Annotated in this window: 12 protein-coding genes; 4 read left to right on the forward strand and 8 right to left on the reverse strand. The window is 72.3% G+C overall.

From position 1 onward, the window contains the following. The first annotated feature begins 91 nt into the window (after positions 1–91). The 3 genes from V9U70_RS21205 to V9U70_RS21215 are packed head-to-tail and all read left to right on the forward strand — an operon-like array spanning position 92 to position 2708. Positions 92–796 (forward strand): ABC transporter permease, encoded by a 705-nt coding sequence (locus V9U70_RS21205; protein ID WP_336677483.1) that lies wholly within the window; start codon positions 92–94, stop codon positions 794–796. Continuing rightward, entirely contained in the window at positions 793–1608 is an 816-nt protein-coding gene (locus V9U70_RS21210; protein WP_336677485.1) for an ABC transporter permease, read from the forward strand. Before V9U70_RS21205 ends, V9U70_RS21210 begins: the two co-directional genes overlap by 4 nt. Positions 1609–1616: 8 nt before the next feature. Next, complete coding sequence (locus tag V9U70_RS21215; protein ID WP_336677487.1) at positions 1617–2708, forward strand: hypothetical protein; 1092 nt, start codon at positions 1617–1619, stop codon at positions 2706–2708. Positions 2709–2771: 63 nt separating this feature from the next. On the opposite strand, the gene V9U70_RS21220 is transcribed toward V9U70_RS21215, so the two are convergent. From V9U70_RS21220 to V9U70_RS21240, 5 genes are read right to left on the reverse strand one after another with little or no spacing between them, the layout of a single operon-like run. Next, positions 2772–4037: an MFS transporter gene (locus V9U70_RS21220; RefSeq protein WP_336677489.1), complete on the reverse strand. Its 1266-nt coding sequence runs from the start codon at positions 4035–4037 to the stop codon at positions 2772–2774. A gap of 4 nt (positions 4038–4041) precedes the next feature. Further along, positions 4042–4578: a GNAT family N-acetyltransferase gene (locus V9U70_RS21225; RefSeq protein WP_336677491.1), complete on the reverse strand. Its 537-nt coding sequence runs from the start codon at positions 4576–4578 to the stop codon at positions 4042–4044. Then, on the reverse strand, positions 4575–5750 hold the full coding sequence (locus V9U70_RS21230) for a type III PLP-dependent enzyme (RefSeq protein WP_336677493.1): 1176 nt from the start codon (positions 5748–5750) through the stop codon (positions 4575–4577). Before V9U70_RS21230 ends, V9U70_RS21225 begins: the two co-directional genes overlap by 4 nt. Beyond that, positions 5747–7081, reverse strand: a complete 1335-nt coding sequence (locus V9U70_RS21235) for a DUF6271 family protein (protein WP_336677495.1) — start codon at positions 7079–7081, stop codon at positions 5747–5749. The genes V9U70_RS21230 and V9U70_RS21235 overlap by 4 nt, the downstream gene beginning before the upstream one ends. Beyond that, positions 7063–8130, reverse strand: a complete 1068-nt coding sequence (locus V9U70_RS21240; RefSeq protein WP_336677497.1) for a phytanoyl-CoA dioxygenase family protein — start codon at positions 8128–8130, stop codon at positions 7063–7065. The genes V9U70_RS21235 and V9U70_RS21240 overlap by 19 nt, the downstream gene beginning before the upstream one ends. A 568-nt stretch (positions 8131–8698) precedes the next feature. On the opposite strand from V9U70_RS21240, the gene V9U70_RS21245 reads away from it, so the two are divergent. Beyond that, positions 8699–10717: an FAD/NAD(P)-binding protein gene (locus V9U70_RS21245; RefSeq protein ID WP_336677499.1), complete on the forward strand. Its 2019-nt coding sequence runs from the start codon at positions 8699–8701 to the stop codon at positions 10715–10717. Positions 10718–10862: 145 nt separating this feature from the next. Here V9U70_RS21245 and pdxR read toward each other — a convergent pair whose 3' ends face one another. The 3 genes from pdxR to V9U70_RS21260 form a co-directional block, all read right to left on the reverse strand. Next, complete coding sequence (pdxR, locus tag V9U70_RS21250; protein WP_336677501.1) at positions 10863–12278, reverse strand: MocR-like pyridoxine biosynthesis transcription factor PdxR; 1416 nt, start codon at positions 12276–12278, stop codon at positions 10863–10865. Positions 12279–12578: 300 nt separating this feature from the next. Further along, complete coding sequence (locus tag V9U70_RS21255; protein ID WP_336677503.1) at positions 12579–14087, reverse strand: hypothetical protein; 1509 nt, start codon at positions 14085–14087, stop codon at positions 12579–12581. Between the two features lie 654 nt (positions 14088–14741). Then, the gene (locus V9U70_RS21260; RefSeq protein ID WP_336673638.1) at positions 14742–16199 is read right to left on the reverse strand and encodes an NF041680 family putative transposase; all 1458 of its coding nucleotides are present in this window, start codon (positions 16197–16199) and stop codon (positions 14742–14744) included. Positions 16200–16345 lie beyond the last annotated feature (146 nt).

The following is a 16345-nucleotide window of genomic DNA, read 5'->3' on the forward strand; positions in this document are numbered from 1 at the left end:
CCTGCTGGCACGGAGCGCGACGTGGCGTGTCGCAACGCTGATCCCGGCGTGCGAGGCGTCCTACCCGGGACGCATCGCGGCCCGCTGCGTCATGATCGCGATTCAGATCAGCCTGTACTACTGGCTCTGGACCGCCCTCTACACCGGTGACGGCGGCGACGCGGCCCAGGTGTGCAGTTACTCCGCGCTGGCCGTCCTGCTCAGCCGCGTCCGATGGACCGCACGGTACTACTCGCGCGAAGCGGTGCCCGCCCGTATCCGGGAGGGCACCATCGCCTACTGGTTCGTCCGCCCGCTCGGCCCTCGGCAGTACTACTTCCTCCGCGGGATCGGAGAGATCGCGCTCGGCGGCTCGGTCGCGCTCCTCGGTTATCTCTCGTGTCTCGCGGTGGGAGTCGTCCAGCTTCCCGCGAGCGCCCTCGTCGGCCTGCTGTCCCTCGTCGGCATCGCCCTCGGCCAGTGCATCCTCTACTACCTCGGCCTGCTGCTCGACCTGGCCTGTTTCTGGCTGGTGACGAACGACAGCGTCAAGCACATCTACGTCTTCGTCCAGGACCTGCTGTCCGGTGCTCTGCTGCCCCTGTGGCTCTTCCCCGGCTGGTTGGGGTCGCTGGCCGACGTACTGCCCTTCAAGGCCGCCGTCTACCTGCCGCTCGCCCTGTACGTGGGCCGCACCCCGGTGGAGTCGTCCGTCTCGATGTTCGTCGTCCAGATCGTGTGGTGCGTCGTACTGGCAGCGCTCACCCGGCTGTTGTGGCGGCGCGCGTCACTCCGCGTCATGGTCCAGGGGGGATGACGATGTCCTTCACCATGCTGGGCAGGTTCGTTCTGCGGTCCACGGCGCTCAACATCCGCGCCCGCATGCAGTATCGCGGCGAGTTCCTGCTGGAGATCTTCAACGGCGTTCTCTGGCAGACCTCGATCCTCGTGTTCGTCATGGTCATCCTCGCCAGGTTCCCCGGTATGGCCGGCTGGTCGAGCAACGAGATCCTGCTCATCGCGAGCATGCGCATGCTCAGCCACGCCCTGTTCGCCCTGCTCTTCTCGAACGTGGTGAAGGTGCCGTTCATGGTGCTGGACGGCAAGTTCGACGGCTACCTCACACGCCCGCTGCCGGTCTACCTCCAGGTGCTCACCAGCTCCTTCGGCGTCCACGCCCTGGGGGACCTTATGGTGGCGGGCGGTCTGCTGGCCTGGGCGCTGGCGAGCGTGCCGATCGCGTGGAGTTGGGCCATCGTGCTGTACGTCGCCGTCGCCGTGCTCTCTGGCGCCCTGCTCGAAGCGGGCATCCACACGCTCATCGCCTGCCGAGGCCTCCACCGCCCCGGCTCCGACGCGTTCTCCGTCTGGGTCGACGAGCTGATGGCGACCTTCGGCAGCTATCCGCTCGGCATCTTCCCGGGCGCGGTGAAGGCGATCTTCACCTATCTGCTCCCTCTCGCCTTCGTCGCCTACCTGCCGGCCTCGGTCGTGCTCGGCCACGACCCCGGGGGCGGGGCCGCCCACTGGGTCGCGGTCCTCTCGCCCGCCCTCGGCATCGCCTTGTTCGGCCTGGCCGTCGCCGTCTGGCGTACGAGCCTCAAGCACTACAGCAGTCCCGGAGGGTGAAGGAGCGGATGAAGACGGTGAGGATCACCGGCGCGGTCATGACCCATCCCGCGCGGGAGCCGCGGGCGAGGGAACTGGCCGCACTGCTCGCCCTTGACCGGGTCGTCCTCGACCCGTTCCCGGACCGGGGCCCGTCCCCGTTGCGTACCTCGCTGGCCGGATGGGGAAGCATTCCGGAGGGGCCCACACACCAACTCCTGGTCCAGGACGATGTCGAGGCCCCCGCGTCGCTGCTGGCTCAGCTGGCCCCCGTGGTCCGGCGGCGACCGGACTCGGCGCTCGTGTTCTACGCGAACTGGGATTCCCGCAACGGGGCGATGACCAGGCTGGCGGCTCTCGCCGGAGCCGCGTGGGCCAGGGCGGTCCCGGAGGAGTACACACCGACCCTGGCCGTTCTCCTGCCGACGGCTCTGGCACGTGAGTACGTCTCACACGCCCGGGCCGAGCAGAGCGGTACCGACGACGAAGCCCTCGCGGCCTTCCTGCGCGCCACCGGCCGTTCGGCCCTCATCTCCGTTCCCCATCTCGTCGAACACCTCGGCGACGAGAGCCTGGTCGGCAACGAGGTCCAGGGGATTCGCCGGTCCGCCTGTTACGTCCCCGAGCCCGGCGCGGCCGACGGGCTCGTCGGCGGCTGGACGCTGGACCGGGTGGACTACCTGCCCTACATGCGCTTCGGCCTGGCTCACCTCTTGGTGGACGTCGTCCGGGACGGCCGCCGCCGACGGGAGCACCTGCGCTGGCAGGACGCTCTCGCGGCGGAGGACCGGCTGACCGACAGGCTCGCGGCCTGCGCGGAGGAGGGCCGCCGAACCGCGGAACACGTCCGGACGGCCGCACTGTTCGGTCCTGCTCTCGCCGCCGAACTGTGGACGCACTGCCTGCTGATCGGCTGGCAGCTCGACCGGATCTCCGAACGGCGCACGGGCGGCGACGCACTCGGCGCGGACACCGCCGCCCGCCGGCTGATCCGCGCCCGTGCCCTCTCCACGATCGGCCCGGCCGCACTGCCGCCGGAGCGCCGAGGGGCGCTCACCCGGGACGAACGGGAGCTGCTGACCGGGTTGGCGGAACGGGCCGTCGCCGCCTGGCGCCCGTGAGACCGCGCGGCAGACGACGCGCGACAGGGCCGGGAGGAGGGCCCCGGCCCCGACGCCTCCCCCTCACACCTGGCGGAGGCTCCCGTCGGCGTCGCCCTCGGAGACCGGTACGTTGCCCTCGGCGACCCGTACGTCGCTCTCCGGACCCGGCGCGTCATGCTCCGGCCCCGTCGCTGCCTCGCCCGGCTCCCAGTCGATCCGGGTGCTGCACACCGCCACGACGAGGGCGGAGAGCGAGACGAGCGCCAGGCCCCACACGAGGCTGCTCGCGTCCGCCACGAAACCGATGAGCGGCGGCCCGGCCAGCAGGCCCGTGGTCCCCATCGCCGCCACCAGCGGCAGGGTGTTCCCCCCCTGCCGTGCGGCCGCCACATAGACGCAGGGGGTCACCGCGGCGATCCCCAGGCCGACGCAGGCGAACCCGATCAGCGCCGGCAGCACGCCCCCGGCCACCAGCGCGAAGGCCAGCCCCGCGCAGGCCAGCACGCTGCCCACGAGGACGACGCGCCCGTCGCCCCAGCGGCTGCGCCAGCCGTCGGCGAAGATCCGGGCGAGCAGCATCATGCCCGAGACGACCGCGATGCCCAGGGGCGCGATCTGCCCCGAGGCCCCCGCGACGTCCTCCATGTACAGCGTCGACCAGTCGTTCATGGAGCCCTCGGTGACGGTGCCGAAGGCCATGGCGCAGCACATCCACAACGTCACGCGGGCGGGCATCCGCCACGCGGTGCGCGGCTGCTTCCGCGCGCTGCCCGCCGGCCTGTCGTCGGGCAGCAGGCCGCCCTGCGCCGCCGCGGCGAGGAGTCCGAGGAGGACGGCCGCCACGACGAAGTGGGCCATGACGGACGAGGTCGCCGTGAGCACCGCCGACGCCAGGAGCGCCGCGAGCAGGGAGCCCGCGCTGAACGTGGCGTGCAGCTTCGCCATCGTGGTGCGTCCGTGCCGGGCCTCGATGGCCGCGCCCTGAGCGTTCATGGCGGTGTTCAGGCACCCGACGAGCACGCCGTCGACGCACAGCACCAGGAGCGCCGTCGGGTAGTTCGGCGCCGCGGCCAGGGCGAGCAGCACGCCGGCGAGGGCCAGCGCCGACCCCAGCGAGAGCAGCCGTGACCCCACGCGTCTCATCAGGTACGTCACGACGGGGAAGGACACGGAAGCGCCGACCCCGGCCGCCATCAGCAGGACGCCCACCTGGGCGGGCGTCAGGCCGAGGTCCGTCTTGATGGCCGGGATGCGCGAGGCCCAGGTGGCGTACTGGAAGCCGAGGGCGCAGAAGAGCGCCCCGGTAGCCAGTTGACTTCGACGGAAGGGAGTGAGTGCAAGGGACACGTGGTCAGCCCGATTCGTGTGGCGGGGAGGATCGTGGAGCGGGGACGGGAAGAGGCGCGGACATGTAGACGGCGGTGGCGCCGTAACCGTCCGCGGTGAGCCCGCCGGGGCGCGCGGTGAAGCCCTGGGACGACCAGAACCGCTCGCTGTCGCCGACCGCGACCAGCGACAGCTGTTCGTATCCCAGAGAGTGCGCCGTCCCCGCGACGTGGTCGAGCAGCCGCCGCGCCATCCCCTCGCCGCGGTACGGCAGGGAGACGACGAGGTCGTGCAGGTGCAGGTTGGGCGAGGCGAAGGCGGCCGTCTCCGAGTGCCGCAGGTCCGGATACCGGTCGGCGGGGTAGGGGAGGGCCAGCACATAGCCGGCGGCCTGTCCGCCTGCCTCCAGGACGAAGCAGGTCTCGGGCGAGGCCGCGGCCCGGGACCGCAGCGCCTCCCGCCCTTCCGACAGGCCCAGCCCGGTGTAAGCGGCGGACTCCATCTCCACGATGGCGTCCCAGTCCCGGTCGGCGACGGGACGGACCAGGACGTCGCCGCTCACCGGGCGCCGCCGGTGCAGACGCGGGGCAGCGGGGCGAAGCCGTTGAAGCCCTCGGTCATGTAGCTGACCGCGTACGCGCCGCAGGAGGCGATCCGCACCGGGTCGCCGGAGGCCAGGTCCTCCGGTACCCGGACCGGGCGGTGAGCCGAGGTGTAGGCGTCGTCGCTGTCGCAGGTGGGCCCCGCCAGGATCGCGGGCACCGTCCGCCCTGCGGGGTGCGAGGGGAAGGCCAGGCGGTACTGGAGCATGTCCATCTCGTACAGGCCGTTGAACTTGCCGACGCCCAGGTACAGCCACCGCTGCCGGGTGCCGTCGGGCAGGTGGCGCGCCGTCATCCGCACGACCCGGGTGTGGATCGTGCCGTGGTCGGCCACCAGGTAGCGCCCCGGCTCCATGATGATCCCGAGGTGTGCGCCGTGCGCCCGGCGCAACGCCGCCACCCCTTCCCGGAGCACGAGGAAGATCTTGTCGATCGGCGGGCGCAGCGGGTCGCCGTGGCGGTCGAGGTAGTCGAGCGCCGGGAGCCCGCCGCCGAGGTTCACGTGGTCGAGGACGATGCCCCGTTCCCCGAGGGCCGCCAGGACGGCGTCCAGCCGCTCGAAGGCCGCGCGCCACGCGTCGGGGTTCATCTGCTGGGAGCCCACGTGCACCGACAGGCCGGACGGGACCAGGCCCCCTGCCCTGGCCGTCGTCAGGATGTCCACGGCGTCGTCGGGAGAGCAGCCGAACTTGTGCTTGAGCCCCCACAGGGCTCCCTCGCCCGTGGTCGCCAGTCGGCAGTAGACCCGGGCGCCGGGAGCGTGGCGCACCAGGGCCGCGACGTCCTCCGGGCTGTCCGTGGCGAAGTCCCGCACGCCCAACCGGTGGGCGGCGGCGATGTCCCGGTCCGACTTGACGGTGTTCCCGTAATGCGTGCGGGCGAGCGGGGCCCCGGCGCGCAGTGCGTGCTCCAGTTCGGGCATGCTCGCCGCGTCGACGCCGGAGCCCAGCCCGACCAGGCACTCCAGGACCTCGTCGACCGGGCAGGCCTTCAGGGCGAAACGGACGTCGACGCCGGGGAGTTCGCGGCACAGGGTCGCGTACCGCTCGCGTACGCCGTCCAGGTCGAAGACGATCCGGTCCTCCCCGGCCTGCTCCTGTGCGGCGGGCGCCGAGGCGGGTCCGCCGGTCATCGGCCCGCCTCCCGGTCTCCGGCCGCCGCCGCGTGCACGGGGGTGCGGCGTGCGGCGTGCACCAGGTCGCCCCACGCCTCGGTGAGGACGGCGAAGTCGCCGATGTCCTCGCGGGCCTCCTCCAGCAGGCTCTCCCGCAGGGGGAGCAGCCGGTCGGCGAAGTCCGCGTACCTGCCGCCGAGCCGCCGGTAGGCGGAGTCGACCCTGGCGAGCCGCTCCCGGTTCTCGTCCTGGTCCAGGCCCATGCTCTGGCGGGCGAACCCGGCGACGAGCGCGCCGCGCACCTCTCCGTGCCCGTCGAGCAGCGCGGGACCGGCCTCGGCCAGTCGGTCGTAGAGGAAGTTGAAGTAGTGCATCGACAGCAGGAACTTCACGAACCGCGTCTGGTAGGCGACGAACCCGGCGTCGGTCCTGCGTTCGGCGGTGTAGTAGTTGACGATGTTGCGGTTGTGCAGCACGCCGGGCAGCCCGGCGCTGTGCACCAGGTGGATGAGGAAGTAGTCGCTGCCGATGGTGTCGGTGGCCGGGGGCAGCGGCACCCGGGCGTGCACGTCGTGGAAGGCGATGTTGCACATGTCCACCCGCATCGGGTCGACCAGCGTCAGCGTCGAGCTGTCGCGTTCGAACACCTCCTGGCCCGCGCCCAGGAAGGACTCCGCGACGAGTTCCCGTTTGCGCTCGGCCGGCCAGTGCATCGGCGCCCACAGGCTGACCACGTCGTAGTAGGCCTCGGGGTCGGCGTGTGCCATCTCGCTGATGTCCACGGAGGGCTCGCCCACGAAGGAGCTGCCCACCATCGCCACGCGCCGGCCCGCGTGCTCCGCTGCCAGGTCGGTCCGGGACACGTCCTTCGCCGCGTCCGCGGCGCGCCTGCCGAGGGAGGCGAGCTCGTGGTGGACGGGGAAGACGGCCCCGCTGTCCGGGGCCGTCTGGTAATGGCTGTCGGAGTCCCGGCGGTGCACGGAGGAGCAGCCGAGGGCGAGGGCGACGAGGAAGGCCCGGTTGGTGCACGCGCCGTACGACAGCCGCTGCGGGAGCATCAGGTCCAGGAGCAGACGGGGCTTCGCGGTGTCGGTGTTCCCCGCGGCCCGCTCCAGGAAGTCCCGCTGCTGGACCTCGTTCAGATGGTGCGCGACGATACGGGGGTGCTCGGGCCGGGCGCGCAGGGCCTCGGCGTGCTTCGCGTACACCGCCGGATCGCAGGAGTCGAGGACGAGAAGGTGCACTTCGACGTCGAAGTGCTCGACGGCGTAGAGCGCCTCCCGGGCGAGTGCTGTGATCGTCGTGGGGCACGCCCGGTTGGTCGGAAGGGCTAGGCAGACGCGTCGCATGCCGCCTCCTCGGTCCGTGCGTCGGCGCTCCCGGCCTTCTTCCAGGGCTTCAGGCCGAGGAGCTTCTCACCGAGTTCGTTCAGCAGGGCCGGCCCGTACCGCTCGTTCTCCGGCCGTACGGCGTCACCGAGCAGCGTGCCGTTCCACGTCGGGGTGGTGACGTCGCGCCAGGAGGCGACGCGGGAGTCGCGCAGCTCCGTGTGGCCGTCCAGGGCGGGCATCATCGACAGGTACTGCACGGCCCGCACGCCGTCCCGCGCCAGGTTGGGGGCGACGCCGTGGGCCAGGTGGCCGTTGAAGATCAGCAGGTCGCCCGCCTCCAGCGCCGGTCGGACCACGGGGAGTTCGGCGCGGTCGACGGCCGGCCGGATCGGGTCGCGGTCGGCGGGCTGGAGAGCGGCCCACCGGTCGAACGTGCGGAACAGCTCGGGGCAGCACTGGAAGCCGCCGTGCTCCGGGGTGGTGTCGTTGAGCGCGATGATGCCCTGGACCCGCTGCGGGGGTATCCCCAGCGTGGTGTCCACGTCCCAGTGCAGTTCGATGTCGAAGCCGCGCTCGCGGGACTCGATCAGGGACCGGTCGCGGGTCCTGACGTTCGGCGGGTTCAGGTTCAGCCGGTCCAGCGTGACCCACAGCTCCTCGCAGTCCCACACGTCCACGAACGCGTCGTACACGCGCTGCGCCTGGCGGCTGTCCCACAGGAGCTGGTGGTGGTAGGCCTCGACGAAGCCGTAGATGTGCAGTTCCTGGTCGAGTTCGGAGCGGTAGGGCCGCTCCTCGTACCAGGTGTCCGGGCGGTCGGGGTCGAGGCCTTGGAACTCCCAGGCGAAGTCCAGCAGCCGACGGGCGGCGCCGGGCTCGATCGCCTGCTTGACCACCACGTAGCCGTACGTCTGCCAGGCCGCGAAGTCCTCCTTCGACAGCACCCGCAGGGGACGTGACTTCTTCAGGTCCCGCAGCCGTGTGGGAGTCAGATACGTCTCGCCGTCGGCGCTGAAGTAGGGGACGTCGGAGGCGGCCCGATGGAGGTAGGAGTCAGCCGTTGACATGTCGTGCTCCAGGAGCTCGGTTCGTTTGTGTGCGCTGAACGCGGCCGTCCGGGCCCCGGGCCGGACGCCGGCGGCTCCCGGCACAGCGGGTCGCCGGGCAGGTGGAACAGGGCACGTCGGAGGACGAAGAGGGCCTGACTTCCCACGTCCGCGAGTGATCGTCCTGAGTGCAAAGATGGACTAGACCATTAGGTCATGTCAATGCGCTTTCCGCTCGTGATGAGGTGTCAATCCGCGCAAGGCGGCAGGGGGTTCTCCGGCCGGGCCGTGGGCCGACGGGCGCGCGGCGGCGCCGTGCGGCCGACCGCGCCACCAGGGCGGGACCGGCCCCGCCCGGGAGGCATGGCGGCCCGGCGCATCCGCCCTCGGCGCGTCGGCGCCAAAGGGCCCGCTCCCGCCTCCGCCCCTCGGGAGACGGGCGTGGAGCCCGCCTGCCGACCGGCGGAGAGCTTCCACCTCACAGCGCGGAAGTGGTCTATGTGAGAAGACGCAAAGTGGACCACTGAGATCCCTCCGGGTGGCCTAAGTTGATCGTCAGCCCCGCCCCCCAGTCCGTGAGGAGCACGTCTTGGCTGCCATCAGACCGCTGTCGATCGCCCTCGTCGGAGTCGGCCCGCGCGGCCTCGCCGTGCTGGAGCGCCTCTGCGCCAACGCACGCCGCGCCCCCTCGGCTCGGCGCCTTCACATCCATCTCATCGACCCGTGGCCCGCGGGAGCGGGCGCCGTATGGCGCACCGACCAGTCCCGCGAGCTGCTCATGAACACCGTGGCCTCGCAGATCACCACGTTCACGGACCCCACCGTGACGATGGACGGCCCCGTGGAGCCGGGCCCCGGCCTGTACGCGTGGGCGGAGGAACTGCGTGCCCCGGCCACCGCGAGCGGCCCGGAGGCGCTCGACGAGCGGACGCTGGCGGAAGCGCGAGCGCTCGGCCCCGACGACTACCCCACGCGGGCGTTCTTCGGCGCCTACCTGCGGGAGATGTGCGCGCGTGTCTGCCGCGCCGCTCCGCCCCACGTGGAGATCACCGCGCACCGCAGCCGGGCCGTGGAGCTGACCGGCGAAGACGACGACGGCGCGTCGGCGCAGACGGTCCGGCTGGAGAACGGGCTGCTGCTCACGGGGCTGGACGCGGTGGTGCTCTCCCAGGGGCACGCGGCAGCCGAACCCGGGGCGCGGGAGAGCACGTTGAGCGCCCGGGCGCGGACGCTCGGCCTGCACTACATCCCTCCGGCGAACCCGGCCGACGTCGACCTCGACGTCGCCGGACCGCAGGACACCGTACTGCTCCGCGGGCTCGGCCTGAACTTCTTCGACTACATGGCGCTCCTCACCAGCGGGCGCGGCGGCACGTTCGTGCGTCGTGACGGCGGGTTGGTCTACGAGCCCTCCGGGCTGGAGCCGCTGATGTACGCCGGCTCGCGGCGGGGCATCCCGTACCACGCGCGGGGCGAGAACGAGAAGGGGCCGTACGGGAGGCACCTCCCCAGACTGTTGACGGCCGACCGCATCGCCCGGCTGCGCGGGGCCGCGCAGGACGGCGACCGCCTCTACTTCGGCACCGACCTGTGGCCCCTCATCGCCCGTGAGGTCGAGAGCGTCTACTACGGGACCCTCCTGGCGCGCAGGGGCCGGGAGGCCGACCGCGCGGCGTTCACCGCGCGGTATCTGGCCGCCGAGCGGGAGCCCGACCTGGCCGCGGTCCTGGATGCCTTCGGGGTGCCGCGGGAGGACCGCTGGGACTGGGAGACGCTCGCCCGCCCCTATGACGGGCGCACCTTCGCCGACCGGGACGCGTTCCACACGTGGCTCATCGCCCACCTGGAACGGGACGTGCGCCAGGCGCGCGGCGGAAACGTGAGCGACCCGGTCAAGGCCGCCCTCGACGTGCTGCGCGACCTGCGCAACGAAGTGCGTCTCGCCGTCGACCACGGCGGCCTGGACGGGAACTCCCACCGCGACGAACTGGACGGCTGGTACACGCCGCTCAACGCGTTCACGTCCATCGGCCCACCGGCCTTCCGCATCGAGCAGATGATCGCGCTGATCAGGGCGGGCCTCCTCCAGGTGACCGGGCCCGGCGCGAAGATCGAGGTGGACCCGCACGATCCGGCCTTCGTATGCGTCTCGGAGCGGATACCGGCGCCGCCGGTCCGGGCCCGGATACTGATCGAGGCCCGGCTGCCGGAAGCCGATCTGCGCCGGACGGCCGACCCCCTGATGCGCCGGCTGCGGGAGAGCGGCGGGGCCGCGCCGTTCCGGGTCGACGGCGCCTGCGGAATGCGGTACGAGACGGGCGGCGTGACGGTGACGCCCCGCCCGAGCCGCCTCGTCGACGCGCAGGGCCGCCCGCACCCCCGTCGCTTCGCGCACGGCGTGCCGACCGAGTCGGTGCACTGGGTGACGGCGGCCGCGGCGCGCCCCGGTGTCGACTCCGTCAGCCTGGGCGACGCCGACGCCATCGCTCGGGCCGTGCTCGAACTGCCCGCGGTGAGCACCCCGCCCCAGCCGCGACGCGTGGCGGCCGGGCCGTCCCCGGAGCACGTCGGCGCCCCGGTCGGGTCGGCGGCCGGCGACCTCGCCTGAGCCCGGGGCGGGCCCGGTGCCGAGGCGGCGGCCCCGGCCGGGGAGCAGGTCCGCACCGCTCCCCGGCCCTGCTCCCCGACTCCGCTCCCCGCCCCCGACGCCTGCCGGAACCAGCGGGCCCCAGGGCCGAGGGGCCCCGGAGGCGTCAGCCGAAGCACCGCGCGAGGACGCGGCTCAGCGCCTCCAGCGCCCCGGCGAACGCGTGCCGGGGCGGGGTGCCGTACCCGATCACCAGCCCCGGGGGGTGCGGCCCCGGGGTGCCCCAGTAGTCGCCGAGCCCGACGACGAGGACGCCCTCCCGGCGTGCGGCGCGGATGACCTCGTCCTCGCCGGGGCCGTCCGGGGACCAGCGGATGAGCGCGTGCAGCCCGGCGCTCTCCCCCTCCAGCCATGCCGTCGGGGCGTGTTCGGCCAGCGCCCTGCTGAGCTGGTCCCGGCGTCTTCGGTAGTGGTCCCGGCACTGCCGTATGTGCCGGTCGTAGGCTCCCGACAGCAGCAGGTCCGCCAGGACCATCTGGGTCAGGGCGGCGGTGTGCCGGTCGGCGACACGCTTGGCGGTGGTGATCCGTTCGACCCAGTCGGGCGGGACCGCCAGCCAGGACAGCCGAATGCCCGGGGCCAGGGTCTTGCTGGTGGTGCCCGCGTAGATGATCCGGTCCGGCGCCATGGGCTGCAACGCGCCCACCCGGTGTTTCCCGTACTGGAACTCGCTGTCGTAGTCGTCCTCCACGATCACCGCTTCCGTGTCCCTGGCCCAGTCGATCAGCTCTCTGCGGCGGTGACCGGCCAGGTTCACGCCGAACGGGTACTGGTGGACCGGGGTGACGACCGCGGCCCCGCCCCTGAGGCCGGCCGCGAGCAGGCCGTGCCGGTCCACGTCGACGGCGTGGACGTCGAGCCCGGCGAGCTGGACGACGTCCCGGAAGAGCGGGTAGCACGGGTTCTCGACGGACACCCCGCTCACTCCGTGCTCGGCCAGCACCGTGGTGATCAGCCCGAGCGCCTGGGTGAAGCCGTGGCAGACGACGATCCGCTCGGGATGCGTGATCACGCCCCGGCTCCGGGCCAGGTAGTCGGCCAGCGCCTGGCGCAGCTCGATGCGCCCCCGGGGGTCGCCATAGCCCAGGGCCTCGGCCGGGACCGTCTTCAGCACGTGCTGCGTCGACTTGATCCAGGCGCCGCGCGGGAACAGGGTCACGTCCGGCATGCCGGGTCGGAAGGTGTACCGCCACGGGCTCCGGACCGCCGGTGGGGGAGCGGGGCTCCTGGCGCCCCGGGGATTGGCCCGCGCGGGGCCGACGACGCGTGTTCCCGAACCGTGCACCGTCTCCAGATGGCCTTCGGCCACGAGCAGTTGGTAGGCGGCGACGACGGTCCCGCGGGCGATGCCGAACTCGGCGGCGGCGCTGCGGCTGGACGGCAGTCGGGCGCCGGGCGGCAACCGGCCGGATTCCACCGCCCGCCGCAGCGCCGCCACCAGCTGTTCCTTGCGCCCGCGCCGCTCCCGCAGGTCGAGGTCCAGGAGCAGGTCGAGCGTGTGGGCGCGCGGGAGGGCGCTCACCGGCCGCCTCCCCGGCGACGGTGCGCGATGGTGCCGGTGAACGGCGCTGGATGCATCTCCACCCCTGGATGAAAGAGTCCGGTGTTCTCGGTGGCCGTGTGCGGCCGGGGACCGGTCGGTTTTTACGCCGGCGGTCCGGTGGTGCCAGACGCAGGCTACGAGGGCGAGGAGGCGTTGTCCGGCGGAGCGACGACTCCGGCGACGCGTCCGCCGCCGGGGCGCCGTCGCGCCGGACATCGTCCGAGAGCACGCCGTCGTCACTCGGCTCACACCCTCGCACCGAGGGGCACGGGACAGCCCTTAGTCCCTGACCTTGAGGAAGCGCATCCGGGTCGCGCCGTTGCTGTCGGTGCCGCCGGCCTCTGCGCTGGTGACCCGGCCGCCGGTGAGGACGAACATCAGGTGGAGGCGGACCGTCCGGGGGCCGGAGGCGACCGTGTACTCGGTCATGATGTGCGTGGTCCCGCCTTGCTGCTCCTGCCTCGCTGCGTTGATCGCCGCGATCTGGGTGAAGCTCGTCAGCAGGGTGTCCGTGGTCTCGTCCCTGAGCCAGCCGATGATGTAGCCGCTGCCGCCGGTGGCGGAGCCGAGCGCGTACCGCACGTCGCTGTCGATGTGGTAGATCCCGGCCTCCGGGAGCACGATGTCGGACTCGGGGATCGGCACGTCGGCGCCGGCCCGGGCCGCGAGGTCGGCGTGCTGCCGTTCGGCGTTGCGGAACGCGCTCACCGGCGTGAGGCGGGCGCCGATCTCCCACCTTTCGGGGCAGCCTGGCGTCCCGGTGACGTCGATGTCCACCGACCGTTCGCCGCTGCTGTTGCCGCCGGGAGCGATACCCGTCAGGTCGGCCCGCGGCACGAGGAGTCCGCCGGTCGTGTTCCGTGCGGCGTTGCACGGGGACGGGTCCAGAGCAGGTGTGTCGGGCACGTACAGGCACCCGTCGCTGCCCTGCGTGATGGCGTTGCCCCGGTCGGTGGAGACGCACGGAGGGCGGGCGGTGGCGCATCCGTCCTGGCACGAGGCGACAGGGACGACCGGTGGGACCGGGGCGTAGGGGGTCGAGCCGTCGAGGGTGTCGGTCGTGCAGGTGACCGAGCCGTCGCAGGTACGGCAGGTCGTGCGGAGGAACGGCCTGCCGCAGCCCGGGGCGGACGCCTGCACGGTGAGGACGAAACTGTCGACGGTCCACTGCTTGGGGCGGACCCGACAGGTGGCGTCGTTGCCCGTCTCCAGGTTGAGCTCGACGACGATCCGCCCCGCGAGCACGTCCGCGACGGACACGGTGGTCGGTGGGATGACGCCGTTGTCGTCACCTCCCGCCGGCAGGTCGGGCGGGCCCAGGTGGTCGGTGCGGACCGGGGTCGTACCGTTCCACAGGGCGAAGCGGCCGTAGAGCCGGCAGGCCGTGTCCCTGCCGTCGTTGTGGACATGGACCGAGGCGCTGATCGTGACGCTGGTGGGATCGCCGCGCAGCGAGGCGGGGTCGATGTGCACGACGCCGGCGAGCCAGGTGTGCTGGCCGTCGTGCGTGCCGTCGTCGGCCGGGAACGTTCCCGTGCCGCTGTTCAGGATGGTCCGGGCGACGGCAGGGTCCAGTGCGGCGTGGGTGTTGGCCATGGTGTAGTACGGCGTCGGGTCGGTGCTGCTCACGGTCGCTGCGACCCGGTAGGGCGCGGAGTCGCGCAGGGAGGTCGTCTCGCAGTGCTCGCACGGCGTGGAGCCGGGACAGGCCACGGACGGGCAGGCCGGCTTCGAGGGCCGGCAGCCGCCGACGGGGATCGGGGACGGCCCGCAGTCGCATCCACTCATGGGGCAACTCCTTCGGCGAGGTGGTGTGCTGGCGGTGTGCGCCATGCCCCTCTGCGCGGCGGGGCACGACGGGGCGGTGCTCCGGACAGCCGACCGGGACGGAGGAAAGCCGCGCTGATACAGGCGCGTCGAGGGGTCTCGGCGGGCCCGAAGGCGGCCGTGCGACCGGGTGCGGACGAGAACCGTCCGCCGGATCGCTCGCCGGGACCCGGCCGGCATGGCGTCGATCGTCCGGTTGCGGGTTCCCGCAGCCGGACGTGTCCTGGAGGTGGGAATCTGGAGCGGCCGTCCCGGCAGGCTCTGCTGCTGATACGGGGCGGACCGTGCGAGGCGGTCGAACTCAGGGATGCCTGAGGACCAGTCAGGTGGGTTCTTCGGTACCACCCCTAATGTACCGGCTCGTGATCTGTCGGACATTACTCCGTTAGGGTGGCCGACTTCCCCGTCGAGCGGGCGCGGCGCTCACCCGCCACCGGCGTACGAGCCGGGCGCGGGCGAACGACCGGGCCCCGCCGCCCCCGGGGCTCCACGCGGATGCCCGAGGGAGGCGACCGGAGGCTTCCGGGTCCAGCGGGCCCCGTGCCTTCGCCCGCTGCGGCATCTCCCCGGCGCGGAGCGGTCCCGTGGTCGGCCGGATGCGTCCTAACTTGATCTTTAACCTGTGCGGCGTGGACGCGGGGTCGTTGACTTCTTCGTGCGTGGCTTCGCGGAGCCTGGTCTGCCAACTGTGTGCACGTCATAGCGGGCAGTGGGCTGGTCGTTCCTGCGGCCGGGTGGGCGTCCTGGGCCGGGTCGGGCGGTTTTCGGTGCTCCGGCTGGGCAGGCGGCCTTGGTGCGGAGGTGCCGAAAGTCGCGGCGGACTCGTGCGGGGGTGAGCCTGTCGGGCGGGGCCGGCTTCTCCCACGGTCTGCGGAGGTCTGCCGCCAGTGGGCGTGCGAGCCGGAGCTGGGTGAAAGCGGCGAGGATCAGCCAGGTCCAGCGATCGGCGGCTTCGGGGCTGCGGATCTTCGGGCAGGTCCAGCCCAGGGTCTGTTTGAAGAGCCGGAAGGTGTGTTCGATGTCGAAGCGTCGCAGGAATGCCTGCCAGAGCAGGTCGACGGTGGTTTCGGTGGCGTCGGTGCCCGACCACCACAGCCAGACCGGCTTCGGTGTCGCGCCGCTGGGCAGGTGCTCGACCTGCAGACGGATCACGGTGCCCTCGATGACCGGCAGGGCACCCAGCTCGGCGGTCCAGGCCGAGCGGTGGGTCAGTCTCGGGTGGAGCCGGTCCCAGGCGCGTGCGGTGGCGGTGCCGTAAAGGCGGGTCGCGGTCACCGTCTGGGTGTCGGGTGTGTTCCAGGTGGCCGGGTCACCGAAGACGAACTCGCCGCCGTGGCGGGGCGGCCGCCCTCGGAGACCGGGCTCACGGGGTGGGATTGCGCGTCGCAGTACGCGGTCCGAGCGCATCCGGCCCAGCACCTGCACCGGCAGATCCTCCAGCAGGAAGGCCAGACGTGGCACGTCGTAGCCGGCGTCCACCACGATCAGGATCTCCGGGTCGGCGTCTTTCCACTGGCCGGCTGTGATGAGCCGTTCGACGAGCTCGCGCATCTGCCTGGCTGTGACGGTGGCGGCGTCGTCACCCGGTGCCAGACGTAGTGCGTCCAGTGGTGCGGTCCAGGAACTTCGGCCGCTCTCCAGCGCGCAGATCACCGAGTAGGGCCAGCCGGGAACCGGGATGTGCTGATCCTTGCCCCGTCCGTAGGTGTGGCACAGGATTCGCTGCGGTGAGGTGTGGGCGCTGGGCCGCAGCCAGCAAGTGAGGTCGGCGGCAAGGACCAGCCGGCCGTCCGCCGCCCTCGGCAGCGGGACCGTGGCCAGGGCCCGTCGCAGCCGGGCGACGTCGACCCGGCCCGCGGCCAGGGCGTCGTAGAGCCCGCCGTGTCCCCGCCGGTGTTCGCCGACCAGTGACAGTTCCACCAGGGACCGGACCGGCCCGTCCGCGCACAACACCGCGTCCACGAGTTCGAACAGTCCATCCGCACGCCTGGTCAGACAGGAGTAGAACTCACCCCGGAAGCGTGACAGTCCCGCAATCGGATCCTGCCGGACGACGTGATGCGACAGACTCATCCCCACGGCCTTCGTGCTGAGCGTTGTGTGTTCCTTGGTCGGATCACATGCTCAGCCGAAGGCCGCCCGCATGTACCGCAGTTACCAGTCCGAGTGATCAAGTACGACGAGCCGTTCGGACCTTCGAGGTTAAAGATCAAGTTAGC

The sequence above is a fragment of the Streptomyces pratensis genome (genome assembly GCF_037137275.1).
Taxonomy (GTDB): domain Bacteria; phylum Actinomycetota; class Actinomycetes; order Streptomycetales; family Streptomycetaceae; genus Streptomyces; species Streptomyces pratensis_B.

Excerpts from the sequence above, each read along its gene's own strand:
- V9U70_RS21205 (WP_336677483.1), top strand. The coding sequence starts at position 92 with ATGATCGCGATTCAGATCAGCCTGTACTACTGGCTCTGGACCGCCCTC.
- V9U70_RS21210 (WP_336677485.1), top strand. The coding sequence starts at position 793 with ATGACGATGTCCTTCACCATGCTGGGCAGGTTCGTTCTGCGGTCCACG.
- V9U70_RS21215 (WP_336677487.1), top strand. The coding sequence starts at position 1,617 with ATGAAGACGGTGAGGATCACCGGCGCGGTCATGACCCATCCCGCGCGG.
- V9U70_RS21230 (WP_336677493.1), bottom strand. The coding sequence starts at position 5,750 with ATGACCGGCGGACCCGCCTCGGCGCCCGCCGCACAGGAGCAGGCCGGG.
- V9U70_RS21235 (WP_336677495.1), bottom strand. The coding sequence starts at position 7,081 with ATGCGACGCGTCTGCCTAGCCCTTCCGACCAACCGGGCGTGCCCCACG.
- V9U70_RS21240 (WP_336677497.1), bottom strand. The coding sequence starts at position 8,130 with ATGTCAACGGCTGACTCCTACCTCCATCGGGCCGCCTCCGACGTCCCC.
- V9U70_RS21255 (WP_336677503.1), bottom strand. The coding sequence starts at position 14,087 with ATGAGTGGATGCGACTGCGGGCCGTCCCCGATCCCCGTCGGCGGCTGC.
- V9U70_RS21260 (WP_336673638.1), bottom strand. The coding sequence starts at position 16,199 with ATGAGTCTGTCGCATCACGTCGTCCGGCAGGATCCGATTGCGGGACTG.